Raw genomic sequence first — 23756 nt, 5'->3', positions numbered from 1 at the left:
CCTTCGGCGACACCTCTCCCACAGGGAGAGGGTCTCTCTGAAATCACCAGATCTTCACGCGGTCTTCCGGCGCGATATACAGCTTGTCGCCCGGCTGGACATCGTAGGCCTTGTACCAGCCCGGCTGGTTCCGGATGGTGCCGTTGACGCGGTAGTAGGCCGGCGAGTGCGGGTCGCTGGCGATCTGCTGCTTGAGCGCATCGTCGCGGCTCTTCTGGCGCCACACCTGGGCCCAGCCCAGATAGACGCGCTGGTCGCCGGTGAAGCCGTCCAGCACCGGGGCCGGCTTGCCGTGCAGCGAGGCGTGATAGGCGTCCAGCCCGAAGGACAGGCCGCCCATGTCGCCGATGTTCTCGCCCATGGTCAGGTCGCCGTTGACGTGCACGCCCGGGAAGGGCTCGAACGCCGAGTACTGCGCGCCCAGCTTGGCCTTCTGCACGTCGAACTTGGCGGCGTCTTCCGCCGTCCACCAGTCGCGCAGCACGCCGTCGCCGTCGGACTTGCGGCCCTGGTCGTCGAAGCCGTGGCCGATCTCGTGGCCGATGACGCCGCCGATGCCGCCGTAGTTGACGGCCGGGTCGGCGTCCGGATGGAAGAACGGCGCCTGCAGGATGGCGGCCGGGAACACGATCTCGTTGTTGACCGAGTTGTAGTAGGCGTTGACCGTCTGCGGGGTCATGCCCCACTCGGTCTTGTCGACCGGCTGGTTCAGGCGCTCGACGTCATGGCGCCATTCGAAGGCGCCGGCCCGCAGGGCGTTGCCGTAGGCGTCGTCGGCGCGGATCTCCAGCTTGGAGTAGTCGCGCCACTTGTCGGGATAGCCGATCTTGACGGTGAACTTGGCCAGCTTGTCGAGGGCCTTGTCCTTGGTTTCCGGACCCATCCAGTCGAGGCCTTCGATGCGGGCCTTCAGCGCGGTGCGCAGGTTGGCCACCAAGTCTACCATCTTGGCCTTGGAGTCCGGCGGGAAGTATTCGGCCACATAGACCTTGCCGACGCTCTCGCCGAGCATGCCGTTGACCTGGGCGACGCCGCGCTTCCAGCGCGGGCGCTGCTCGGGCTGGCCCGACAGGGTCTTGCCGCGGAACTCGAACGCCGCGTCGGCGAAGCGCTTGGACAGCATCGGCGCGGCGCCATCGACGACCTTGAACGCCTGCCAGGCCTTCAGGGTGTCGAGCGAGGTGTCGCCATAGACCTTGGCGAACTTCGGGAAGGCCGTGTCGGTGGTCACCACCACGCGGTCGAGCTTGGGCAGCTCGGTGCCGACCAGGTAGCGGTTCCAGTCATAACCCGGGGTCAGGGCCTGAAGTTCGGCCCAGGTCTTGGGATTGTAGGTCTTGTCGCGGTTGCGGCGCTCGACGCGGGTCCAGCTGGCTTCGGCCAGCTGGGTCTCGAAGGCCACCACGGCCTTGGCGCTCTCGGCCGGGTTGGCCCAGCCGACGAAGCCCAGCAGCTTGGCGACATAGGCCTCGTAGGCGGCCTTCTTGTCGGCGAACTTGGCGTCGAGATAGTAGTCGCGGTCGGGCAGCGACAGGCCGCCGGCGCCGGCATAGACGGCGTAGCGGGTCGGGTTCTTGGCGTCGGTCGAGACGTAGAGGCTCAGCAGCGAGGCGAAGGCCGTGGTCGGGCTCTTGCCCATCAGGGCGGTGAACTCGTCCTTGGTCTTGACGGCCTTGATCTGCTTCAGCTCGCCGGCGATCGGCTGGGCGTCCAGCTTCTCGATGCGGGCCTCGTCCATGAAGGCCTTGTAGGCCGCGCCGACCTTGACGCTGTCGGCGTCGGTGGTCTTGCCGGCGGCGGCGCCCTCGATGATGGCGCGGGTGCGGGCTTCCGACAGCTCGGCCAGCTTGTCGAAGTTGCCGTAGCGGGTGCGGTCGGACGGGATCTGGGTGGTCTCGTCCCACTTGCCGTTGGCGTACTTGTAGAAGTCGTCGCCCGGCTTGACCGAGGTGTTCATGCCGGTGAGGTCGAAGCCCCAGGCGCCGTAGCGCGGCGACTCCAGCGAGACGGCCGCGCCGCCGCCGGCGTCGGCGGCGTCGACGAACAGCGACTGGACGGTGCAGGCGTCGTCGACGCAGGCGTGCTCTTCATGCGCCTGGGCGCCGTAGGCCGAGATCGAGAGGGCGACCGCCGCGGCGGCGCCGAACCAAGCTTTTTTCATCGAAAGGCAGATCCGTTGGAAAACCCGGCGGCAATCTGCGCCGGACAACGGAATTTCCTGCCTTAAAATTCTGTCATGTTTCCACAGGACGGCGCGGCGACCCGCGACGGGCCATCAAAGCGCCACCTTGGGTCAGTGCCGGTGCGGCGGCGCGGGCGCGACCGCAGCCGCCGGTTGCGGCGGAGCGGTGCGGACCGCCAGCTGCGCCTCGATCCTGCGGCCGCCGTCGAAGGCCAGGGTCAGCGGCAGGCGCTCGCCCGACTTGAGCGGGCGCTTGAGGCCCATGACCATGAAGTGGTTCCCGCCCGGGGCGAAGGCGACCTGGCCGCCCGGCGGGATCACCAGCCCCTGGCTCATGGCCCGCATCGACGAGACGCCGTTCGTCTCCGTGGTGCGGTGGACCATCACCTCGCGCGCCAGCGGGCTGGTCGCGCCCGTAAGGGTGATCGGCGCGCGACCGCGATTGGCCAGCACCATGTAGCCGGCGCTGTTCATGCCGACGGCCGCCACCGGCCGGGCCCAGGCCTGGCGCACGTCGACCTCCACCGCCTTGGGCGCGGCGGCGGCGAGCACGGGGACCAGGGTGGCGAGCAACAGACTGAAACGACGCATGGGGCTCTCGGCGAAGCGTTGAAAAGACGCCTTACGCCGGTTGGGCGCCGGCGGCGAGCGACCTGAGGTTGGATGCAAGATCCTCCCCCTGTGGGGGAGGTGGCCCGGAGGGCCGGAGGGGGGCCGTTTTCAGCTTCCGAGACGCTGACAGGCCTTGCCTCCACTCCCCCCTCCGTCGGCGGAGTTTATCCTCGGGCCGGCCCTTGGCCGGACCCGGGGGTCGACACCTCCCCCCACGGGGGAGGATCTCTGAACAACCGCCCTTCGACCTCTCGCGCATCGCTTCTGCCCCGCATCCGGCGAACCGTGCTAGGCGGGGCGTCCACGCTGCACGGACCACCGCATGACCGGCCAATTCACCGACGCCGAACGCCGCACCACCCTGGCCGGCCTGATGATCGTCTTCCTGCTCAGCGCGCTCGACCAGACCATCGTCTCCACCGCCATGCCCAGGATCATCTCCGAACTGCACGGCCTGACGCTCTATAGCTGGGTGACCACCGCCTACCTGCTGAGCTCGACGGTGATGGTGCCGATCTGGGGCAAGCTGGGCGACATCTACGGGCGCAAGCCCGTCCTGGTGGTCGGCATCTCGATCTTCATGGTCGGCTCGTGGCTGTCGGGCGTGTCGGGCGAGTTCGGCACGATCGCCGGCATGAGCGGCATGGTGCAGCTGATCGTCTTCCGCGCCCTGCAGGGGATCGGCGGCGGCGCCCTGTTCACCACCGCCTTCGCGATCATCGCCGACCTCTATCCGCCGCGCGAGCGGGGCAAGTTCGCCGGCATCTTCGGCTCGGTGTTCGGCCTGTCCAGCGTGCTGGGCCCGCTGATCGGCGGCTATTTCACCGACCACGGCACGGTCACCCTGGCCGGCCACGTCGTCGCCGGCTGGCGCTGGGTGTTCTACGTCAACCTGCCGCTGTGCCTGCTGTCGCTGTTCATGATCCTGGTGAAGATGCCGGCCCTGCCGCACCAGCGCTCGGGCTCGATCGACTTCCTGGGCGCGGCCCTGCTGATCGCCGCCTTCGTGCCGCTGCTGCTGGCGCTCAGCCTCGGCGGCCACGACATCGCCTGGACCTCGCCCCAGAGCCTCGGCCTGTTCGTCGGGGCGGCCGTGGCCCTGGCCCTGTTCGTCTATGTCGAGAGCAAGGTCTCCAACCCGATCCTGCCGCTGCGGCTGTTCGCCAACCGCACCTTCGTCACCGCCAACCTGGCCGCCTTCCTGATCTCCATGGCCTTCATGGGGGTGGCGGTGTTCCTGCCGCTCTACATGCAGCTGGGCCTGGGCGTCGACGCCACCACCTCGGGCCTGGCCATGCTGCCGCTGATGGGCGGGATGATCGTCGGCTCGTCGGTGTCGGGCGTGCTGGTCACCCGCACCGGCAAGTATAAGCCGTTCATGCTGGGCGGGGCTGTGCTGCTGCTGATCGGCGTGCTGCCCATGACCCATCTGGCGAGCCTGAGCCTTGGCCTGCTGTGCGGCCTGCTGCTGGTCGTCGGGATCGGCCTTGGCCCCAACCACAGCCTGTTCAACCTCGCCTCCCAGAACGCGGTGACCCCGCGCGACATCGGCGTGGCCACCAGCTCCAACCAGTTCTTCCGCCAGATCGGCTCGACGGTCGGCGTGGCCGTGGCCGGCGCCCTCCTGACCACGCAGCTGGCCAATTACGGCGGCGGCAAGCTGGACCTGGGCGCCCTGCAAGGCATGGCGCTGGAGACCGGCGTCGCTGGCGGCCACCGCGACCCGGCGCTGGGCCAGGCCCTGTCGTTCGCCGTCAGCGGCGTGATGCAGGCGGCCCTGGCGGTGATCGTGCTCGGCGTGCTCGTGATCTTCTTCGTCCCCGCCCTCCCCCTGCGCTCGCGCATGCCGACGCAGGAACCGGTGCTGGAGAAGGAACCGGCGTAAAACCCTCTCCCTATGGGAGAGGTGTCGGCGAAGCCGACGGAGAGGGGAGTGACTGCGAAATCAGCCACGCTCAGCGGCGGCTGAAAACGTCCCCCCTCCGGCCCTTCGGGCCACCTCCCCCACAGGGGGAGGATCTAAAGAAACGAGTACGGGTCGATGTCGATCGTCACCCGGACGGAGTTGGGGACCTTGGCCCGCGCCCGCCAGGCGGCCATGAAGCCCGGCAGGTCGACATTGCGGCCGGCCCGCACCAGGAACCGCTTGCGCCGCCGCCCGCGCACCAGGCCCAGCGGCGCGTCGGCGGGGCCGTAGACCTCGACCCCTTCGGCGTTCGGCGTCGCCGCGGCCAGGGCCTGGACATAGGCCTCCAGCGCCTCGGCGTCGGGGCCCGAGGCGATCACCGCCGCCAGACGTCCGAACGGCGGCAGGCCGGCCTCCTCGCGCATGGCCATCTCGGCCTCGACGAAGGCGTCGCGGTCCTGGGCTTTCAGGGCCTGCAACACGGCGTGCTCGGGCGAATAGGTCTGGAGATAGGCGCGGCCCGGCTTTTCGTGGCGACCCGCGCGGCCCGTGGCCTGGGCCAGCAGCTGGAAGGTCCGCTCGCCGGCCCGCAGGTCGCCGCCCCGCAAGCTGAGGTCGGCGTCGATGACGCCCACCAGGGTGAGGTTCGGGAAGTTATGGCCCTTGGCGGCGGCCTGGGTGGCGACCAGGATGTCGATCTCGCCGGCCGCCATCGAGTCCACGAGCGCCCGCGCGCCGGCGGGATCGAACACGGTGTCGGACGAGAACACGGCAATACGCGCGTCGGGAAACAGGTAGCGCGCCTCTTCCTCCACCCGCTCCACGCCGGGACCGATAGACACCAGGCTGTCCTTGGCCCCGCAGTGCGGGCAGGCCTCGGGCTTCTTCATCGAGAAACCGGTCAGGTGGCAGACCAGGCGCCCGGTGTAGCGGTGCTCGACCAGCCAGCTGTCGCTGTCGGGCGACTTCAGCTTCTCGCCGCAGGCCCGGCAAAGCACCAGCGGCGCATAGCCCCGGCGGTTGAGGAACAGCAGGGACTGCTCGCCCTTCTGCAAGGTCAGCGAGACGGCCTTGACCAGGGTCGGCGACAGCCAGCGGCCGGGCTCGGGCGGGGTGGCCCGCATGTCGATCAGATGCACGTCGGGCAGTTGCGCCGTCCCGTGGCGCGCGCCCAGCCGCAGCCAGCGATAGCGGCCCTGGTGGGCGTTCCACAGGCTCTCCAGCGACGGCGTGGCGCTGGCCAGCACCACCAGCGCGCCTTCGATCTTGGCGCGCGCCACGGCAAGGTCGCGGGCCTGGTAGATGAAGCCCTCTTCCTGCTTGAACGAGCCGTCGTGCTCTTCGTCGACGACGATCAGCTTGAGGTTCGAGAACGGCAGGAACAGCGCCGAGCGGGCGCCGACCACGATGCGGGCGCGGCCGTCGGCCACGGCCTCCCAGGCCCGGCGGCGGCGCGGCGGCGAGACGCCCGAGTGCCACTCGATCGGCGCGGCCCCGAACCGCTGCTCGAAACGGCCCATGACGGCCTGGGTCAGCGCGATCTCGGGCAGCAGCACCAGCACCTGGGCGGCCGGATCGGCCTCCAGCGCCGCGGCGGCGACCTCGAGATAGACTTCCGTCTTGCCCGAGCCGGTGACGCCGTCCAGCAACGCGGCCTGGAAGCCGCCGGCCGCCAGCATGTCGGACATCTCGTCGGCCGCGGCTTTTTGACTCGGGTTCAGGGTCTGGGGCGGCAGGGAGAGGTCGGGCTGGGCGACGCTGTCGTCGGCGGCGACCAGGACGGGCTCCAGCGCCCCCTCGTCCACCAGCCCCTTGACCACCCCGGCCGAGACCCCGGCCTGGCGGGCCAGTTCGGCGGCGCTCAGCGGGCCAGCTTGCGCCGCCGCCAGCACCTTCAAGCGGGCCGGCGTCATGCGGGCGGGCTGGACGCCGGTCAGGACCACGGCCTTCTCGGGCTTGGCCGGCGGGTGGCGCAGGCCGCGCAGGGCCATGGCCAGCGGCCAGCCGGGCACGTCGACGGAATAGCGCGCGGCCCACTCGACGAAGGTGATGACATTGGCCGGCAGGCGCGGGTCGTCCACGCGGGCCAGCACGGGCTTGAGACGGCGGTTGCCGCCGACGCCGTCGCGCAGGGCGGTGACCACGCCGCGCACGGTGCGGGGCCCCAGCGGCACCGACACGTGGTCGCCGACGGCCAGTTCCAGGCCCTCCGGCTCGGCGTAGTCGAAGGCCTCGGGCAGCGGCATGGGCAGCAGGACGGAGGCGATGCGCGGCATGAGACCCGCCTTCTGCAACGGAAACGTCGCCGCGTCGAGGCGCCTGACGAGCGAAGGCCAACGCTGTCATCAAGCCGGCGTTAACCGAAACAGGGCTTCATCGGCCTCGCCTGACGCGTGCAGGTGATCACGACAGTGAGGGGTCATGAGCGAATCCAGCCAGGCGATGGTCCAGCCGCAGATCGATCCCGATCTGGTCCGCGACTTTCTTCGTGAACAGCCCGACGTGCTGCGCGAGGACACCGACCTGCTCGCCGACCTGGGCCTGAAGCTCGACACCGGCAACGTCGTCGAGTTCGGCCATGTGGCCATCGCCCGCGCCGCCGCCGCCCGCGAACGCGAGGCCCAGGTGCGCAAGACCATCGAGGCCACCGCGGAGGCCAACATGTCGGCCCAGGCCCAGGTGCACGCCGCCGTCATCGACCTGCTCGACGCCCGCAACCACTCCGACCTCGCCCGCCGCGTCGACGAGATGGCCGCCCTGCGCTTCAGCCTCGCCGCCGGCACGGTGGCCCTGGAAGGCCCCGCCCGGGTGCCGGCCGGCTGGCATGTTCTGGTCGACGGCCAGGTCGACATGCTGATGGGCGATCATGGCGTTGCCCGCATGGGCTTCTTCGCCCCGGCGCTGGGCCTGTTCGGCGACAAGCTCGACACCATCCGCAGCATGGCCCTGGTCCGCATGGCCCTGTGGGAGCCCTCGCGGCAGGGCGTCCTGGCCTTCGGCTCCACCGACCCCGAAGCCTTCACCCCCGACATGGGCTCCGACCTCGTGGCCTTCCTGGCCCGCGTCGTCGAGCGCACGGCCGAACGTTGGCCGGTTCCCTGATCAAGATCCTCCCCCTGTGGGGGAGGTGGTCCGGAGGACCGGAGGGGGGGCGTTTTCAGCTATCTGACAGCTGGACGAGCATCCCCCACTCCCCCCTCCGTCCGCTTCGCGGACACCTCCCCCAGAGGGGGAGGATCTAGATGCACGCCCGCGAAGCCCTGGCCGCGTGGCTCACGCACCTGGCCGACGAACGCCGCGCCTCGCCGCGCACGGTGCGGGCCTATGGCGACAACGTGCTGGCCTATCTGAACTTCATCGAGGGTCACAACGGCGGCGCCCTGTCGCTGGCCGACCTCGGCGCCGTCTCGGCCGCCGACCTGCGGGCCTATCTGGCCTTCCGGCGCTCGGGCGAACATCCGCTGTCGCCGCGCTCGGTCAGCCAGAGCCTGTCGTCGATCCGCGCCTTCCACCGCTTTCTCGACGCGCGCCTCGATACGCCCAACGCCGCCATCGGCCTGGTGCGCGGCCCGCGCATCAAGGTCGGCGCCCCGCGTCCAGTCTCCGAAGACCAGGCCCGAGGCCTGCTGACCGAGATCGCCCTGGATCCCGACCGCGACGAATGGGAGGCCGCCCGCGACGAGGCGGTGCTGACCCTGCTCTGGGGCTGCGGCCTGCGGATCTCCGAAGGCCTGTCGCTGACCCGCGCCGACGCGCCGCTGGCGCAGACGCTGCGGATCACCGGCAAGGGCGGCAAGACCCGGATCGTGCCGGTGCTCGACGCCGTGCGCGCGGCGGTCGACGCCTATGTCGCCGCCCTGCCCTTCGTGCTGGCGCCGGACGAGCCGCTGTTCCGGGCCAAGCGCGGCGGGCCGCTGTCGCCGCGCCACGTGCAGGCGGCCATGCAGGTGCTGCGCGGGCGCCTGGGCCTGTCGGACCGCGCCACGCCCCACGCCCTGCGCCATTCCTTCGCCACCCACCTGCTGGGCGCCGGCGCCGACCTGCGCTCGATCCAGGACCTGCTGGGCCACGCCTCTTTGTCGACGACCCAGCGCTACACCCAGGTCGACGCCGAGGGCCTGCTGGCGGCGTATGGCAAGGCGCATCCGCGGGCTTGAGGGCGGAGGCCTACTCTCCCCCAACTTCCCGTCATTCCCGCCCTTGTGGCGGGAACCTCTGGCTCCGCTCGCACGTGAAGCGCCAGCGGCGTGCTCAGCACGCCGCCCCATCCGCACCTGCGGCTGACAGAGGGGTTCCCGCCACAAGGGCGGGAATGACGGGAGATTTGAAAAGCCTCAGCTCAGATCCCTCTCCTCCAGCGCCGCCAGCAGCGCCGCCAGACGATCCACCTCGGGCTGCAACGCCGGGTCCAGCCGCGCCTTGGGCGGGTCGGCCTGGACGTAGACGAGGTTCACCGTCTCGTTGGGATCGGCGACCAGGTCGTACATCTCCCACTCCTGGCCCACGCGGCCCGACGGGTCGAAATAGCGGGTCAGCTTGTGGGTCAGGGTGCGCACCGAGCGCACGTGGTTGGGCTGGCGCACCGAGCCGGGGGCGATGTCGACCGGCGGCCGGGCGGGATTGCCCTGGCGCACCTTCTCCACCGCCACGTCGAACACCGCGTACTCCTTCTCGCACTTGGTGTTGTGCGGATTGTTCAGCGGCGCCAAGGGCGCGGTGATCTCGTCGTCGGTGATGAAGAGCACGCCCTTCCGCTCACTGCCGTCCGGCTCGATCACCCGATCGGTCTCGCCCCGGATCAGCGGCGCGAGGTTCGCGCCCGGCAGCGGCGGCACGGGCCGGGTCCTGGCCAGCACGCCGGCGATGGCGTCGCGCTCGGCTTCGGCGACGCCGGCCAGGCCCAGGATGGTCGGCACGATGTCGGCGTGGCTGGTCAGGGCCTGCTTGGCCAGCGGAACGCCGTCGGGCAGGCCGGCCGGCGCCAGCGACGGCGGGAAGCGCACGACCACCGGCACGTGCAGCACCTCCTGGTAGGCCGTGTGCCACTTCTCCAGCATCATGCCGTGGGCGCCGGCCATCTCGCCGTGGTCGGTGAGGAAGACGACGATGGTGTTGTCGGCCTGGCCGGTGGCTTCCAGCGTCTCCAGCACGGCGGCGATGTGCACGTCGACCACGCTGTGCAGCCAGCCATAAAGCTGGACGAAGGCCTCGACGCCGCCGCGCGGATCGCTGGTCAGCTGGAACGGGATCGGCCCCTGCAAGGCGATGTCGGCCGCCGCCTCCAGCGCCTTGTCGGTATCGGTGATCCCCATGCCGCGCGCGACGTTGAATCCGGTCTTGGAATTGAGCGCCAGGCCCATCTTCCAGGCGTAGTCGTTCTGGGCCGAGGGCTTGGTCGACAGGTCCTCGTCCCAGGTCGGCGGCGCGTGCCCGCACGCCTGGGAAAAGCCGCCGGGATTGAGCGGGACGGTCGCCGTCCCGGCCGTCGGCGGCGGGGTGCGCTGGCCTTGCAGCGGCACGGTCAGCGGCTGGAAGATGCCCTGCACGCCGCTGTCGTCGGGCTTGGGCAGGGCCTGGCCGATCACCGCCGGATAGGTGGCGATGTCGTGGGGGTTGGTGAACGAGGCCACCGCGAACCACGGCTTGAGGTTCTCGGGATCCGGGCCCGAGGCGTACGGATCGTGCGACTGGGCGGTGGCGCTGGCCCGGTCGTAGTTCACCGCCAGGGCCTGGCGGCGGATGAAGGCGCAGGCGGTGTCGGAGAAGCCGGCGTCGCGATAGAGGCCCAGATTGTTGATCGCCGCCCCGTGCGGCTCGGGCCAGCTCTCTTCCCAATCGTCGAAGCCGTAGTCCTCCAGGGTGTGGCGAACCGGATCGCTGACGTGCCACTTGCCGAAATAGTGGGTGGTGTAGCCGGCCTCGCGCATCCAGTTGCCCAGGGTCGGGATGCCGCCCTGCGCCAGCCACGGGAAGTTGGGCGAGTCCCCGCTCTTGAACAGGCCGTCGGTCTGGGTGACGCCAGTGCGCGTGCCGTACTGGCCGGTGTAGATCACCGTGCGGCTGGGCGTGCAGGCGCTGGCGGCGATGGTGTGGTTGGCCAGCAGCACGGCGTTGTCGCGCAGGGCCGCAAGACCCGGGAAGTGCTGGATGTAGTCGTTGTCGGACTTCAGCGGCTGGAAGCCCAGCACGTCCTTCAGTCCCTCGGACAGGCCATGGGCGGCGCCGTAGGAGAAGCGCGGAAAGCGGTACTGGTCGCAAGTGATCAGCAGGATGTTGGGTCGTTTGGTCATGTCGGCCTCCCCTCGGACGCTCGTCGGCCCCGAATGTCGGCAAGCTGACGCTGAAGTTGTGACAGGACTGTGCTCGCCTTCACAGAGCGATGTTTTCCACCGCGCGCCGCCCGCCGGGAAAACCGCCGTTCATCCTGCGACAAGGAGTCGCGCGGGTGGGGGAAAACGCCGCGCTTAACCACGCTTTTACCGCGCACCCTGCTTTGTGGATCCAAAGATGAAACACCTCCGCGAAGCCAGTGCGCGCGAGAGGACGCTGAAAGCGGGACAGTCCTGATGAAGCTCGACGATCTGAAGATCGCCACCAAGGTGATGCTGCCGGCCATCGTGCTGGCGCTCGTCGCCGTCGCCTGCGTCGGCCTCGGCGTGTGGCAGCAGAAGAAGCTGGAAGCCGCCGCGTCCAACATCGTGCAGCAGCGCGCCCCGGCCGAGCTGGAGATGGCCCGCTTCAACCGACGCGTCGCCACCATCGGCTACGCCGCCTACCGCACCGTCGCCAACGAGGGCGCGTCCGACGCGGCCAAGCAGGCCTCGCAGGAGATCGACGACGCCCTGAAGAGCGGCAACGAGCGCCTCGACGCCGTCGTCAAGGCCGACCCGAGCACCGCCAAGGACGTCGCCGGCTTCCGCAACCGCTTCAAGAAGGTCTACGACAGCGGCCGCCAGGGCGCCGACCTTGGCCTGCAGGACGCCAACGAGGCCGGCATCATGGTCATGGCCGTGATCGATCCGGACATCACCGCCCTGACCAAGGACGTGTCGGACTGGACCGACAAGCACACCACCGAGACCAAGGCGATCATCGGCAAGGCCCAGAAGGACGCCCAGACGGGCATCGTCGTCACCCTGCTGTTCGGCCTGATCTCGGCCGCCGCCGCCCTGGCCTACGCCGTGTGGATCGGCCGCGCCAAGATCTCGCGCCCGCTGGTGCAGCTGTCCAAGACCATGGAGATCCTGGCCCAGGGCTCGGTCGACGTCGAAGTCAACGGCGCCCAGCGCCGTGACGAAGTCGGCGCCATGGCCCGCTCGGTCCAGGTGTTCAAGGACAACGCCCTGGCCCTGCGCACCGCCGAGGCCGCCCAGCAGCGCGCCGCCGCCGAGACCGAGGCCGAGCGCCGCCGCAACGAACAGGTCCGCGAAGCCGCCGCCAAGGAGCAGGCCTTCGTGATGGAAGAGATCGCCACGGGCCTGAACCGCCTGGCCGAGGGCGACCTGACCTATCGCGTCGCGGCCGAGTTCCCGGCCGACTACAAGCGCCTGCAATCGGACTTCAACGGCGCCATCGCCCAGATGGAAGAGGCGATGCGCACCATCGTCCACGCCGCCAACGGCATCGGCGCGGGCAGCGACGAGATCGCCTCGGCCGCCGACGACCTGTCGCGCCGCAGCGAGCAGCAGGCCGCCAGCCTGGAAGAGACCGCCGCCGCCCTCGACGAGATCACCGCCACGGTGAAGCGCTCGTCGGCCGGCGCGCAGGAAGCCTCGCGCGTGGTCAGCTCGACCCGCACCGACGCCGAACGCTCCAGCGTCGTCGTCAAGGGCGCCGTCGACGCCATGCAGCAGATCGAGAAGTCCTCGACCGAGATCAGCCAGATCATCGGCGTGATCGACGAGATCGCCTTCCAGACCAACCTTCTGGCCCTGAACGCGGGCGTCGAGGCGGCGCGCGCCGGCGACGCCGGCAAGGGCTTCGCGGTCGTCGCCCAGGAAGTGCGGGCGCTCGCCCAGCGCTCGGCCGAGGCCGCCAAGGAGATCAAGACCCTGATCTCGACCTCGTCGCAGCAGGTCAATCAGGGCGTGTCGATGGTCGGCCAGACCGGCGAGGCCCTGCAGGCCATCGTCAGCAAGGTCGGCGAGATCGACGCCCTGGTCAGCGAGATCGCGGCCTCGGGCCAGGAGCAGGCCACCGGCCTCAACCAGGTCAACGCCGCCGTCAACCAGATGGACCAGACCGTCCAGCAGAACGCCGCCATGGTCGAGCAGTCGACGGCCGCCAGCCACTCGCTGAAGGGCGAGGCCAACGGCCTGATGCAGATGATCTCGCGCTTCCAGGTCTCGGGCGCCGAAGCCCGCCGCGCCTCGGCCGGCGGCGGTTCGACCCGCCGCGCCGCGGCCCCGCCCCCGGTCTCGCGTCCGGCCCCGGCCGCCGCCAAGCCGGCGGTGTCGCTGGCCGGCGCCGACAGCCGCCCGGGTGTCAACCCGGTCCGCTCGGCCCAGGCCAAGCTCGCCGCCTTCGCCTCGTCGGCCCCGAGCGACGACTGGGAAGAATTCTGATCACGTAACCGCCCCGCGTATCGGGGGCGTATCCTCCCTGAACTTCAGAGCCCCGCCGGCGCCAGCCGGCGGGGTTTTTTCCTGGCCTCTGAGAAGCAAAAAAGCTCGTCATCCCGGCCGAAGCGCAGCGTAGAGCCGGCCGGGATGACGAACCAAATTAGCTTGAGAACAAGTTCATCGGCTCACCGCCATCGGCGTGTCCACCGGGGAGCCGCGCTTGGAGGCAGCCAGCAGGACAGCGGACAAAAGCATGGCGGGGCTCCGTTGCCGGAACCCCGCCACTCCGCGCCCGATGGAACGGGCGCGCTTCCTAGTTGTCGGACAGACGCGAGGCCTTAAGCCTGCATCGTCCAGCCTTCGACGCCCATGGCCGCCTGGCGGATGGCTTCCGAGCGGGTGGGGTGCGGGTGGCAGGTGCGGGCGACGTCTTCCGACGAACCGCCGAACTCCATGGCCACGCAGATCTCGGCGATCATGTCGCCGACGTTGGGACCCACGGCGTGGGCGCCCAGGATGCGGTCGGTCTTGGCGTCGGCCAGCACCTTCACGAAGCCGTCGGTCTCGTGGTTGATCTTGGCGCGGCTGTTGGCAAGGAACGGAAACTTGCCGACCTTGTAGGCGACGCCCGCGGCCTTCAGTTCGTCTTCCGTCTTACCGACGGTGGCGACTTCCGGCTTGGTGTAGATGACGCCCGGGATGATGTCGTAGTTCACGTGGCCGGCCTTGCCCGCGATCAGCTCGATGCAGGCCACGGCCTCGTCCTCGGCCTTGTGGGCCAGCATCGGACCCGAGGTCACGTCGCCGATGACCCAGATCCCGTCGACGCCGGTCTTGTAGTGGTCGTTGGCGATGACGCCGCGCTTGTCGGGGGTGATGCCCACGGTTTCCAGGCCCAGGCCTTGGGTGAACGGGCGACGGCCGATGGCCACCAGCACGTAGTCGGCCTGCAGGGTCTCGGCTTCGCCGCCGGCGACCGGCTCCAGGGTCAGTTCAGCCTGCTTGCCCTTGTCGGCCGCGCCAGTGACCTTGGCGCCGAGCTTGAACTTGAAGCCCTGCTTGCCGAGGATCTTCTGGAAGGCGTTGGCCACTTCGGTGTCGGTGCCCGGCAGGATGCGGTCCAGGTACTCGACGACGGTGACTTCCGCGCCCAGGCGACGCCACACCGAACCCAGCTCCAGGCCGATGACGCCGGCGCCGACCACGATCAAGCTCTTGGGCACGGTCGGCAGGGAGAGGGCGCCCGTCGAGTCGACGATGCGGCCGGCGTTGTCGACGGCGACGCCCGGCAGCGGGGTCGGCTCCGAGCCGGTGGCGATGACGATGTTCTTGGTCTCGAGGACGCGTTCCGAACCGTCTTCGGCCTTGACGACGACCTTGCCGGGTCCGTCGATGCGGCCCCAGCCCTTCACGTACTCAACCTTGTTCTTCTTCATGATGAACTCGACGCCCTTGGTCAGGGCTTCGACGCTCTCGGCCTTCTGGGCCATCATCTGGTCAAGGTTCAGCTTCGGCTTCACTTCGATGCCGAGCTTGGCGAACTCGCCGCCGGCGGCGGCTTCATAGTATTCCGACGCGTGCAGCAGGGCCTTGGACGGCATGCAGCCGACGTTCAGGCAGGTGCCGCCCAGCTTGCCGCGACCTTCGACGATGGCCGCCTTCAGGCCCAGCTGGCCAGCGCGGGTCGCCGCGTTGTAGCCGCCGGGGCCGCCCCCGATGATGACGACGTCGTATTGGGCCATGGGATCTTCGCCTTGCAGCAACGCGCCAGGAACGGCGCCGGACAGAAATATGGTGTCGGCAAGACGCTTTGGCAGGCCTTGCCGAGGCGGGGCTACTCCTAGTGCGGCGGGGGACAAAACGGAACCCGTTTTTCGCCCTTATGCGTGATCCGGAAAGGGAAATTCCGCCCTGCCGCCCGCGTCTTGGACAGGCGCGCCCTGCCCGGCCCATGGGCACGTTCTTGCCGCTCGCCCACTTTTCCGCGTCGTCCTTGCCGACAGCTTGGCCATGCTCTAGCCATTTCGCCCATCACCGGAGCCCGCCATGCCGCGCGCGCTCCAAATTCAGGACGGCAAGGCGCGCCGGTTCAGCGAAACCGGAAGGCGTTCGGGAGGCGACATGCTCAGCACTTGGAAGTCGTGGACCGCGGGGGCGGCCCTCGCGATCGGCGTGATGGCCGCCGGAACCCTGCCAGGCAACGCCATGGCCCAGGACGCCAAGCCCACGCCGGAAAAAGCCCCGGCCGCCGAACTGCCCGCCTTCCCGGCCGACAAGTCGGTCAAGCAGACCACCGTCCTGGCCGGCAAGACCGTTTCCTACACCGCCACCGTCGGCTCGCTGCCGGTGCGCGACGAGAAGGGCAAGAAGATCGCCGAGGTGGTGTTCACCGCCTACACGCTGGACGGCCCGCGCGATCCCAACCGTCCGGTGACCTTCGCCTTCAACGGCGGCCCGGGCGCGGCCTCGGTCTATCTGAACTTCGCGCTCGGTCCCAAGCGCGTGCAGTTCGGCGCCGAGGGCGACAGCCCGTCGGCCCCCACCCGCCTGCAGGACAACCCGGCCAGCTGGATGGACTTCACCGATCTGGTCTTCATCGACGCCGTCGGCACCGGCTTCTCGCGCAGCCTGACCACGCCCGAGGAGACCAAGAAGCGCTTCTACGGCGTCAAGCAGGACATCGACTACCTGTCGCGCATCGTCTTCGACTGGCTGGTCAAGAACGAGCGCCTGCAGTCGCCCAAATACATCGTCGGCGAAAGCTACGGCGGCTTCCGCGGCCCGCGCCTGACCTACACCCTGCAGACCGACTACGGCGTCGGCATCAACGGCCTGGTTCTGGTCTCGCCGCTGCTGTCGAGCGCCGGCCGCACCGCCCAGGAGATCTCGCCCCTGCCGGCCATGTGGACCCTGCCGTCGATCGCCGCCGCCAAGCTCGAGCGCGAGGGCAAGCTGACCCCGGCCGCCATCAAGGACGTCGAGGACTACACCCGCGGCGAATACATGGTCGACCTGATGAAGGGTTCGGACCCGGCGGCCCTGGATCGCCTGACCACCAAGGTCTCGGCCATGACCGGCCTTGATCCGACCTATATCCGCCGCGCCGGCGGCCGGCTGGAGACCCAGTCGTTCCTGCGCGAGGTGTTCCGCCAGACGGGCCGCCTGGGCAGCCGCTACGACAGCAACGTCACCTCGCTGGATCCCTTCCCGTTCGCCCCCGAGCAGGAGATCAACGACCCGATCCTCGACTCGATCATCGCGCCCACCACCAGCGCCATCGTCGACTTCACCACCCGCACCGTCGGCTGGAAGGTCGAGGGCCGCTACGACGCTCTGTCGGGCGAGGTGAACCAGGCCTGGGATCGCGGCCGCGGCCCCGACACCGAGTCGGTCACCGACCTGCGCAAGTCGGTCTCGGTCGACCCCAAGCTGAAGGTGCTGATCGTCCACGGCTACAACGACCTGTCGTGCCCGTTCTTCGCCTCGCGCCTAGTGGTCGACGCCATGCCGGCCACGGCCAACGGCCGCGTGACCCTGTCCAACTATCCCGGCGGCCACATGTTCTACAGCCGCCCCGACAGCGGGGCCGCCTTCCGCGCGGATGTGAAGAAGCTGTACGGCGCGAACTGACGGGCCCTGCGTGGTCCTCGCCCTTCGACAAGCTCAGGGTGAGGACCAAGGCTGAAGCTTCGCAGTAGAAAACCTCATCCTGAGCCTGTCGAAGGACGAGGTTTTCGCTGAGCACCGACCAAATCCAAGGGCCGTCCCGGGAGACCGGGGCGGCCTTTCGCCTATCCGCCCCACGACCAGGCCCATATCCCGCCCCGTAGAAAAACTGGCCGGTCGCGGAGCCATTCTCCATTTCACCGATAGGAATACGTAGATATCACCGCAACCCAATCGCCGAATGGCGTTATCTCGAATTGAGGGGGCACTACGTGACGATCGGACTTTCGGCCCAAAGGCTCGGCCGCGCCGCCCTGCTGGGCGCGCTTCTTTCCACCACCGCCAGCCTGGCCCTGGCCGCCGAGGCCGATGTCGCGCCCGTCGCGACCGCCCCGGCGGACCCGGCCGATCCGGTCGCGACCGACGATTCCAGCCTGGTCGGACAGGTCTTCGTCACCGCCCGCCGCCGCGAGGAAAGCGCCCAGGAAGTGCCGATCGCCCTGACGGTGACCTCGGCCGAGACCCTGACCCAGACCGGCGTCAACAGCATCGTCGCCCTGACCCAGCTGGTCCCGACGCTGCAGGTGCTGTCGCCCAACCCGCGCAACACCGCCCTGACCATCCGGGGCCTGGGTGCGTCCTACGGCCTGGCCAACGACGGCCTGGAGCAGGGCGTCGGCATCTATGTGGACCAAGTCTACAACTCGCGCCCCGGGGCCGCGACGCTCGACTTCATCGACATCCAGCAGATCGAGGTCCTGCGCGGCCCGCAGGGCACGCTGTTTGGCAAGAACACCACCGCCGGCGCGCTGAACATCACCACCCGCGACGCCACCCAGGAGTTCGAGGCCGACGTGGAGGCCAGCTACGGCAGCCTCAACTTCCGCCAGTTCAAGGCCACGGCCGCCGGCCCGATCATCAAGGACAAGCTGGCCGCCCGCCTGTCGTTCGTCGGCACCTGGCGCGACGGCGACCTCTACAATCCCAAGAGCAACACCTACCAGAACGCCCGAGCCAGCACCGGCTATCGCGGCCAGCTGAAGTTCACCCCGAACGAGAAGCTGACGGTCAAGCTCTACGGCGACTACGCCGTCCAGCAGCCCGAGTGCTGCACCCAGGTCTATGTCACGGTCGGCGACACCGCCAAGAACAGCAACCTGGAATACGCCTTCCTGGCCGCCGGCAAGAACTACAAGGTGGCCAGCACCAACCCCTACGACCGCATCTCCGACATCGACGACCCGATCCAGGCCGACCAGTGGGTCAACGGCCTGTCGGCGGTCGCCGACTACGACTTCGGTCCGGTCACCCTGACCTCGGTCACCGCCCACCGCGAATGGGACTGGGAGCCGCGCAACGACCGCGACTACACCGCGCTGGACGTCACCCGCCGATCCAACAACCCCTCGCACCAGAAGCAGTTCAGCCAGGAGTTCCGCCTGTCCAACAACGTCGGCGAGGCTTTCGACTGGACCGTCGGCCTCTATTACTTCGACCAGAACGTCACGACCCACGGCGTCACCGAATACGGCTCGGACGCCTCGTACTGGCTGCTGCCGGGCACGCCCGAGGCCTCGGTCCCGGCGCTGCTCGACGGCTACACCGTCTTCAACGACAGCACGATCGACACCACCAGCTACGCCGCCTTCGGCCAGCTGACCTGGAAGGTCAACGACCGCCTCAGCGTCACGCCCGGCGTGCGCTTCACCCAGGAAAAGAAGGACGGAACCTACGTCCAGACCACCACCGGCGGCCTGGCCAACCCCACGGCGGCCCAGAACACCCGCCGCCTGGGCATCGCCCGCCCGCAGAACTTCTCGGCCAAGACCGACGACGGCGCCTGGTCGGGCCAGATCGCCGTGGTCTACGCCCTGACCAAGGACATCAACGCCTACGCCACCGTCTCCAGCGGCAACAAGTCGGGCGGCATCAACATGACGTCCCTGCCGCTGACCAGCGCCAACCTGCCCTCGCAGCAGGCCGCGGTGATCCGCCCCGAGAAGGTGACGACGATCGACGTCGGCCTGAAGACCCAGTGGTTCGACCGCCTGCTGACGGCCAACCTCGCCGCCTTCGCCACCGACGTGAAGGACTTCCAGGCCAACGTCGTCGACAGCGGCCCCGGCGCCCTGCGCGGCTACCTGGCCAACGTCAAGAAGGTCGAGGTGCGCGGCGTTGAGCTCGACGCCACCACCCGCTCGATCGGCGGCTTCAAGTTCTACGGCAACCTGGCCTGGACCGAGGGCAAGTACGCCGACTTCGTCAACGGCCCCTGCCCGCTCGAGCGGATCGGGGCCTCGACCGCCCAGTGCGACCTGTCGGGCCGCCCGCTGCCGGGCCTGTCGAAGTGGGCCGGATCGGCCGGGGCGGAATATCGCCAGGACGCGAGCCTGGGCCGCCTGACCGGCGAGGTCTATGCCGGCGTCGACGCCAGCTTCCGCTCCAACTACTACGCCGACAGCTCGGACTCGCGGTACTCGATCATCAAGGCCTACGAGATCGTCAACCTGCGGGCCGGCTTCAAGTCGCAGGCGGGCTGGGAAGCGTTCGTCTCGGTGCGCAACGCCTTCGACGCCGAATACCTGCAGAACATCACCGTGGTCTCGGGCAATTCGGGCCTCGTCGTCGGCACGCCGGGCGACGCCCGCGCGGTCGCCTTCACCCTGCGCGCCAGCTACTAGGCGCCAGGAACGCTCCGTCCCCTGGCGCTCTATGCGCCAGGGGACGGGCGTCGCGATCGCAAAGCGAGAGCTTTAACCGAGAAAATCAATCCTCGATTGACCGACTCGCCGAGAACTCGGCCATGCACGACCTTGAAGGACCCGCATGGCCCCCTCTCCCGACACACTCGCGTCGACGCCTCGCTTCAGCCTCGATGTCCTTCAGAAGTATTGGCCCCTGCTCACGACGGTGGTGCTCGGCGTCACCAACGGGGCGCTCGTCATCATCTTCAAGGAATGGAACGTGGCGTTCCCGCAGCTCGCCAGCGCGAGCGACATCGCGGCCATCAACTTCGTCGTCGGCGTGGTGGCCGTCTTCGTGCCGTTGATGATCTGGCCGGCGGCGGCGATGATCGACCTTCTGGGAAGCGCCGTCGGCCCCGCACGACAACCCTATCTCATTCTCGCGTTGGCCATTCTGGTCGGGCTCCTCGCACTCGCCGGCTGGCTGTCGGCGGAGCGAGGTCATTCACTGCTCTACAGCACGCTCTGGGCGGGTCTCGGGTTGGCTGCCTACACGCTCTACCGCAGCAAACATCTGCAGCACTCGGCGTGGTGGCGCAGCATCTTGATCCTCCCGAGCGTTCTGGCCTGTGGGGCCGCCATTTACCTCTGGTCCCTGATGATGTCGCAGACCTTCATCGCCAGAGGCTTTGTCGGCGAGCGCTGGGTTGCAAAGAGCGACAAGATCCCATGCGAGGGGCAAGTCATGTGGATGGGTGAGAAGGCCACTATCATCCGATGCGCGGCCGACGCCCCACCTTCGAACGTAGCCGCCAAAGCACCGCCGAACAGCACCAAACCCCCGTCGCGCTACGTGATCATCGGCAAGGACGGCCTTGTGCTGACTCATGACCGCCCGCCGGCCAAGACGCCGGAGCAGCCGGCGACCGCGCCGCCCGCCCCCCCGGCCGCCAAGGCCGGCTGAAGCCCCTACTTCACCGCCGCGTTGCCGCCGTCGGCATAGAGGGCCGAGCCGGCGACGAAGCTGGCCATGGGGCTGGCCAGGAACAGGGCCGCGCTGGCGATCTCGTCGGGGTCGGCGATGCGCTTCAAGGCATGCAGGCCGGCGGCCCATTCCTTCTGCGCCGCGTCGCCGCCCATCGGCGTATCGGTCCCGCCGGGCAAGAGGGCGTTGGCGCGGATCCCTCGCGCGGCGTAGTCGGCGGTCAGCCCCTTCACCAGGCCCATCAGTCCGGCCTTCGACGCGCCATAGGCGGCCATGCCGGGTATGCCGACGCTGGTCCCCACGAAGGTCGAGACGAAAACCAAGCTGCCGCCGCCCCGCGCCAGCATGGCGGGAACCTGGGCCCTGGCCCCGAGAAAGGCCGAGGTCAGGTTGGCGGCCAGCACGGCGTTCCAGTCGTCCAGCGCGATGTCGGCGAGCGGCGCATAGGGGCCGACGGCGCCGGCGTTGTTGATGGCGATGTCCAGCCCGCCGAACCGCTCGACGGCGGCGGCGACCAGGGCCTCGTGGGTGGCGGGATCGACGACGTCGCCGGTGACCGCGTGCACCTGTCCGCCGTGGCTACGGATCTCCCCGGCGACGATCTCCAGAGCGTGGCCGCCCCGGGCGTTGATCACCACCGCCGCCCCCTCGGCGGCCAGCCGCAGGGCGGTGGCCCGACCGATCCCCGACGACGCGCCGGTGACGATCGCGACCTTGTTGTTCAGCATCGACATGCTTGCCTCCTGATCTGGAGGCCAGGGTCCGGCAAACGGCGTGGGACGGCCACCCGGATCCTGCTGCGGCCTCAGGCGTAGGCCGGATCGGCGGCGTTGATGTCGGCGGGCGCCGCCCCGCGCAGGTTCTGGCGGCGCCAGGCGTTGGGGCTGATGTCGAAGGCGCGGCGGAAGCGGTTCGACAGGTGGGCCTGGTCGGAGAAACCACAGGCAATCGCGATGCGGCCCAGCGGCTCGGCCGAGTCCAGCATCATCGTGCGGGCCTGTTCCAGGCGCAGATTGAGGATGTGGTCGCGCGGGGCCATGCCGTAGCTGGCGGCGAAGGCGCGCGAGAAGTGGCTGACGCTGAGCTTGGCGATGGCGGCCAGGTCCGTCACCCGCACCGAGCCGTCGAGATTGGCGGCCAGATGGGCGTCGATGCGGCGCATCTGCCAGGGGGCCAGGCCGCCACGATCGAGTTCGCCCGGCGCGGCGGCTTCCAGCAGGCGCAGGCCCTCGCGCTGGACCAGGGCCATGGCCTCCTGGATGCGGCGCTCGGCCTCGCCGCGATCCTCGCGGGCGGTGCGCTGGGCGTCGCGCAGCAGGTCGGCGATGCGCTTGGGCAGGGCGCTGGCCTGCACGTCCTCGCGGGGGGCGAAGCTGCGCGAGGTCTCACCGATCTGGGCGGCGCGGGCGGTCATCGTCTGGGTGGCGAACATGGTCTGAAATCTCCCCTGGCGGGCCCGGCGGCCGCGGCGTCGAAGGAGAGAATGGCGGGGCTCGAACGATCGCGAAATGGAAATGATGGAAAGCTATCTTTTCCATTTTTTGCACACGAACCGTGAGGTCTTGGACATTCCGGTCGCGATTTCACGGCCGGCTTGTCCCAGTCGCGGCCTGGGCCGGCGCGGCCGGGCGCCCATCTATCGGCGGCAAGCCACGAGGCCATCCATGACGCCCCCGATGACGACCAAGCCCCCGCCCCTGACCACCAGCCGCTGGTTCAACAGCAAGGCGCCGCTCGACCTGCCCGCCCTGGCCGGCCGGGTGGTGGCGGTCTACGCCTTCCAGATGCTGTGCCCCGGCTGCGTGGCCAACGCCCTGCCCCAGGCCCAGCGCCTGCGCGAGGCCTTCCCGGAATCCGACCTGGCGGTGATCGGCCTGCACACCGTGTTCGAGCATCACGAGGCCAACACGCATGCGGCGCTGGAGGCCTTCCTGCACGAGTATCGCATCAGGTTCCCGGTCGGCATCGACGCCCCCGACCCGAACGGCGGCCCGATCCCCCAGACCATGCGGGCCTACGCCCTGCAGGGCACGCCCAGCCTGCTGCTGTTCGACCGCCAGGGGCGCCTGGTCCACAAGCTGTTCGGCCACCCGCCGGACCTGACCCTGGGCGCGGCCGTACAGGCCCTGGTGCAGTCTGGCGCGGCGGCTTCACCGGGCGCACAGGCAGAAGTGGAAGACGGCTGCGCGGACGGCGTCTGCGCCGCGCCCGTCGGCTAGCGCCTCAGCGGAAACCTCGTCCCTCGACAAGCTCAGGATGAGGTTTCCTATCCCGAACGCATCAATGATCCTCACCCTGAGCCTGTCGAAGGGCGAGGATCACGCTGCCCCCCTACCGCGCCAGCCGCCCGTCGCTCAGCGCCGCCGGCTCGAAGCGGAAGATCACTTCCGGGTCCGGCTCGGGCACGCCCTTGAGGATCTTCTTGCCCGCCGCCCCGTTCGGCGCGGCCGCGTGCAGCAGCCAGCGGATGATGTTCAACCGGGCGGCCTTCTTGTGGTCGGCCCGGACGCACACCCACGGCGCGGCCTCGGTGTGGGTGCGGGTCAGCATGTCGTCGCGGGCGGCGGTGTAGTCGTCCCACTTCTCCTGGGCGACGGCGTCGAGCGAACTGGTCTTGAAGGCCTTCAGCGGATCGTCGCGCCGGGCCTTCAGCCTTTCGGCCTGGGTGTCCTTGCCGATGTCGAGCCAGAACTTCGACAGCCGCATGCCGTTCTCGACCAGCATCCGCTCGAAGCCCGGCACGTCGCGCAGGAACTGCTCCTGCTGCTGGGGCGTGGAAAAGCCCATCACCCGCTCGACCCCGGCCCGGTTGTACCAGGAGCGGTTGAAGATCACCGCCTCGCCGCAGGCCGGCAGCCATTCCACATAGCGCTGGAAGTACCACTCGCTGGCCTCGCGGTCGCTGGGCTTGGGCAGGGCCGCCACGATGGTCTGTCGCCTGTGCAGGTGCTCGGTGATGCGGGCGATGGCGCCGTCCTTGCCGGCGGCGTCGCGGCCCTCGAAGATCGCCAGCAGCTTCCACTGCTTGTCGATGGCGTGCTTCTGCAGGGCGATCAGCGCCACCTGAAGGTCGCGCAGCTCCTCGTCGTAGTCGCGGGTCCTGGTCATGCCCACTCCTTGCTTGCGGCCGGAGCCTACCCCCGGAAACCGAACCTGCGCT

Annotated in this window: 16 protein-coding genes; 8 read left to right on the top strand and 8 right to left on the bottom strand. The window is 69.3% G+C overall.

Annotated features, from left to right (window positions below):
• Positions 1–43 precede the first annotated feature (43 nt).
• Together DDF62_RS02280 and DDF62_RS02275 are read right to left on the bottom strand one after the other, a co-directional pair.
• A complete protein-coding gene (locus DDF62_RS02280) occupies positions 44–2161 on the bottom strand; it encodes a M13 family metallopeptidase (protein ID WP_116487612.1) in 2118 nt (705 codons plus the stop codon).
• Between the two features lie 132 nt (positions 2162–2293).
• Positions 2294–2773, bottom strand: coding sequence for a copper chaperone PCu(A)C (locus DDF62_RS02275; protein ID WP_116487611.1), 480 nt, complete (start codon positions 2771–2773; stop codon positions 2294–2296).
• 343 nt (positions 2774–3116) lie between these two features.
• On the opposite strand from DDF62_RS02275, the gene DDF62_RS02270 reads away from it, so the two are divergent.
• The gene (locus DDF62_RS02270; RefSeq protein ID WP_116487610.1) at positions 3117–4679 is read left to right on the top strand and encodes an MDR family MFS transporter; all 1563 of its coding nucleotides are present in this window, start codon (positions 3117–3119) and stop codon (positions 4677–4679) included.
• A gap of 134 nt (positions 4680–4813) precedes the next feature.
• Here the strand turns inward: DDF62_RS02270 and DDF62_RS02265 are convergent, their stop codons facing one another.
• Positions 4814–6976, bottom strand: coding sequence for a primosomal protein N' (locus DDF62_RS02265; RefSeq protein WP_116487609.1), 2163 nt, complete (start codon positions 6974–6976; stop codon positions 4814–4816).
• 145 nt (positions 6977–7121) lie between these two features.
• On the opposite strand from DDF62_RS02265, the gene DDF62_RS02260 reads away from it, so the two are divergent.
• Together DDF62_RS02260 and DDF62_RS02255 are read left to right on the top strand one after the other, a co-directional pair.
• Positions 7122–7802 carry a DUF484 family protein gene (locus tag DDF62_RS02260; protein WP_116487608.1) on the top strand — a complete coding sequence of 227 codons (681 nt, stop codon included), beginning with the start codon at positions 7122–7124 and terminating at the stop codon, positions 7800–7802.
• A 140-nt stretch (positions 7803–7942) separates the two neighbouring features.
• Positions 7943–8857: a tyrosine recombinase XerC gene (locus DDF62_RS02255; RefSeq protein ID WP_116487607.1), complete on the top strand. Its 915-nt coding sequence runs from the start codon at positions 7943–7945 to the stop codon at positions 8855–8857.
• Between the two features lie 177 nt (positions 8858–9034).
• Here DDF62_RS02255 and DDF62_RS02250 read toward each other — a convergent pair whose 3' ends face one another.
• Positions 9035–10990, bottom strand: a complete 1956-nt coding sequence (locus DDF62_RS02250) for a sulfatase-like hydrolase/transferase (RefSeq protein WP_116487606.1) — start codon at positions 10988–10990, stop codon at positions 9035–9037.
• 276 nt (positions 10991–11266) lie between these two features.
• On the opposite strand from DDF62_RS02250, the gene DDF62_RS02245 reads away from it, so the two are divergent.
• Positions 11267–13264 (top strand): methyl-accepting chemotaxis protein, encoded by a 1998-nt coding sequence (locus tag DDF62_RS02245; protein WP_116487605.1) that lies wholly within the window; start codon positions 11267–11269, stop codon positions 13262–13264.
• Between the two features lie 335 nt (positions 13265–13599).
• On the opposite strand, the gene lpdA is transcribed toward DDF62_RS02245, so the two are convergent.
• Entirely contained in the window at positions 13600–15003 is a 1404-nt protein-coding gene (lpdA, locus tag DDF62_RS02240; protein ID WP_116487604.1) for a dihydrolipoyl dehydrogenase, read from the bottom strand.
• Positions 15004–15382: 379 nt separating this feature from the next.
• On the opposite strand from lpdA, the gene DDF62_RS02235 reads away from it, so the two are divergent.
• The 3 genes from DDF62_RS02235 (at position 15383) to DDF62_RS02225 (ending at position 20575) form a co-directional block, all read left to right on the top strand.
• On the top strand, positions 15383–16891 hold the full coding sequence (locus tag DDF62_RS02235; RefSeq protein ID WP_116487643.1) for a S10 family peptidase: 1509 nt from the start codon (positions 15383–15385) through the stop codon (positions 16889–16891).
• A gap of 308 nt (positions 16892–17199) precedes the next feature.
• Positions 17200–19608 carry a TonB-dependent receptor gene (locus tag DDF62_RS02230; RefSeq protein WP_133244869.1) on the top strand — a complete coding sequence of 803 codons (2409 nt, stop codon included), beginning with the start codon at positions 17200–17202 and terminating at the stop codon, positions 19606–19608.
• Between the two features lie 145 nt (positions 19609–19753).
• Entirely contained in the window at positions 19754–20575 is an 822-nt protein-coding gene (locus DDF62_RS02225; RefSeq protein ID WP_116487602.1) for a hypothetical protein, read from the top strand.
• Between the two features lie 5 nt (positions 20576–20580).
• Here the strand turns inward: DDF62_RS02225 and DDF62_RS02220 are convergent, their stop codons facing one another.
• Positions 20581–21330, bottom strand: a complete 750-nt coding sequence (locus tag DDF62_RS02220; RefSeq protein WP_116487601.1) for an SDR family oxidoreductase — start codon at positions 21328–21330, stop codon at positions 20581–20583.
• 71 nt (positions 21331–21401) lie between these two features.
• Complete coding sequence (locus DDF62_RS02215) at positions 21402–22028, bottom strand: helix-turn-helix domain-containing protein (RefSeq protein ID WP_116487600.1); 627 nt, start codon at positions 22026–22028, stop codon at positions 21402–21404.
• 232 nt (positions 22029–22260) lie between these two features.
• Between DDF62_RS02215 and DDF62_RS02210 the strand changes: the two genes are divergently transcribed.
• On the top strand, positions 22261–22815 hold the full coding sequence (locus DDF62_RS02210; RefSeq protein WP_208866809.1) for a thioredoxin domain-containing protein: 555 nt from the start codon (positions 22261–22263) through the stop codon (positions 22813–22815).
• Between the two features lie 112 nt (positions 22816–22927).
• Here DDF62_RS02210 and ppk2 read toward each other — a convergent pair whose 3' ends face one another.
• Positions 22928–23704, bottom strand: a complete 777-nt coding sequence (gene ppk2, locus DDF62_RS02205; RefSeq protein ID WP_116487599.1) for a polyphosphate kinase 2 — start codon at positions 23702–23704, stop codon at positions 22928–22930.
• Positions 23705–23756: the final 52 nt, after the last annotated feature.

The organism is Caulobacter radicis (assembly GCF_003094615.1).
Lineage (GTDB): Bacteria > Pseudomonadota > Alphaproteobacteria > Caulobacterales > Caulobacteraceae > Caulobacter > Caulobacter radicis.
The sequence above is the reverse complement of the archived record's forward strand: the minus strand, read 5'-3'. Positions and strand labels throughout refer to the sequence as shown.

Coding starts and splice junctions, on each gene's coding strand:
- DDF62_RS02260 (WP_116487608.1), top strand. CDS start 7,122: ATGAGCGAATCCAGCCAGGCGATGGTCCAGCCGCAGATCGATCCCGAT.
- DDF62_RS02210 (WP_208866809.1), top strand. CDS start 22,261: ATGACGCCCCCGATGACGACCAAGCCCCCGCCCCTGACCACCAGCCGC.
- DDF62_RS02235 (WP_116487643.1), top strand. CDS start 15,383: ATGCTCAGCACTTGGAAGTCGTGGACCGCGGGGGCGGCCCTCGCGATC.
- DDF62_RS02275 (WP_116487611.1), bottom strand. CDS start 2,773: ATGCGTCGTTTCAGTCTGTTGCTCGCCACCCTGGTCCCCGTGCTCGCC.
- DDF62_RS02245 (WP_116487605.1), top strand. CDS start 11,267: ATGAAGCTCGACGATCTGAAGATCGCCACCAAGGTGATGCTGCCGGCC.
- DDF62_RS02265 (WP_116487609.1), bottom strand. CDS start 6,976: ATGCCGCGCATCGCCTCCGTCCTGCTGCCCATGCCGCTGCCCGAGGCC.
- DDF62_RS02250 (WP_116487606.1), bottom strand. CDS start 10,990: ATGACCAAACGACCCAACATCCTGCTGATCACTTGCGACCAGTACCGC.
- DDF62_RS02215 (WP_116487600.1), bottom strand. CDS start 22,028: ATGTTCGCCACCCAGACGATGACCGCCCGCGCCGCCCAGATCGGTGAG.
- DDF62_RS02225 (WP_116487602.1), top strand. CDS start 19,754: ATGGCCCCCTCTCCCGACACACTCGCGTCGACGCCTCGCTTCAGCCTC.
- DDF62_RS02280 (WP_116487612.1), bottom strand. CDS start 2,161: ATGAAAAAAGCTTGGTTCGGCGCCGCCGCGGCGGTCGCCCTCTCGATC.
- ppk2 (WP_116487599.1), bottom strand. CDS start 23,704: ATGACCAGGACCCGCGACTACGACGAGGAGCTGCGCGACCTTCAGGTG.
- DDF62_RS02255 (WP_116487607.1), top strand. CDS start 7,943: ATGCACGCCCGCGAAGCCCTGGCCGCGTGGCTCACGCACCTGGCCGAC.
- DDF62_RS02220 (WP_116487601.1), bottom strand. CDS start 21,330: ATGTCGATGCTGAACAACAAGGTCGCGATCGTCACCGGCGCGTCGTCG.
- lpdA (WP_116487604.1), bottom strand. CDS start 15,003: ATGGCCCAATACGACGTCGTCATCATCGGGGGCGGCCCCGGCGGCTAC.
- DDF62_RS02270 (WP_116487610.1), top strand. CDS start 3,117: ATGACCGGCCAATTCACCGACGCCGAACGCCGCACCACCCTGGCCGGC.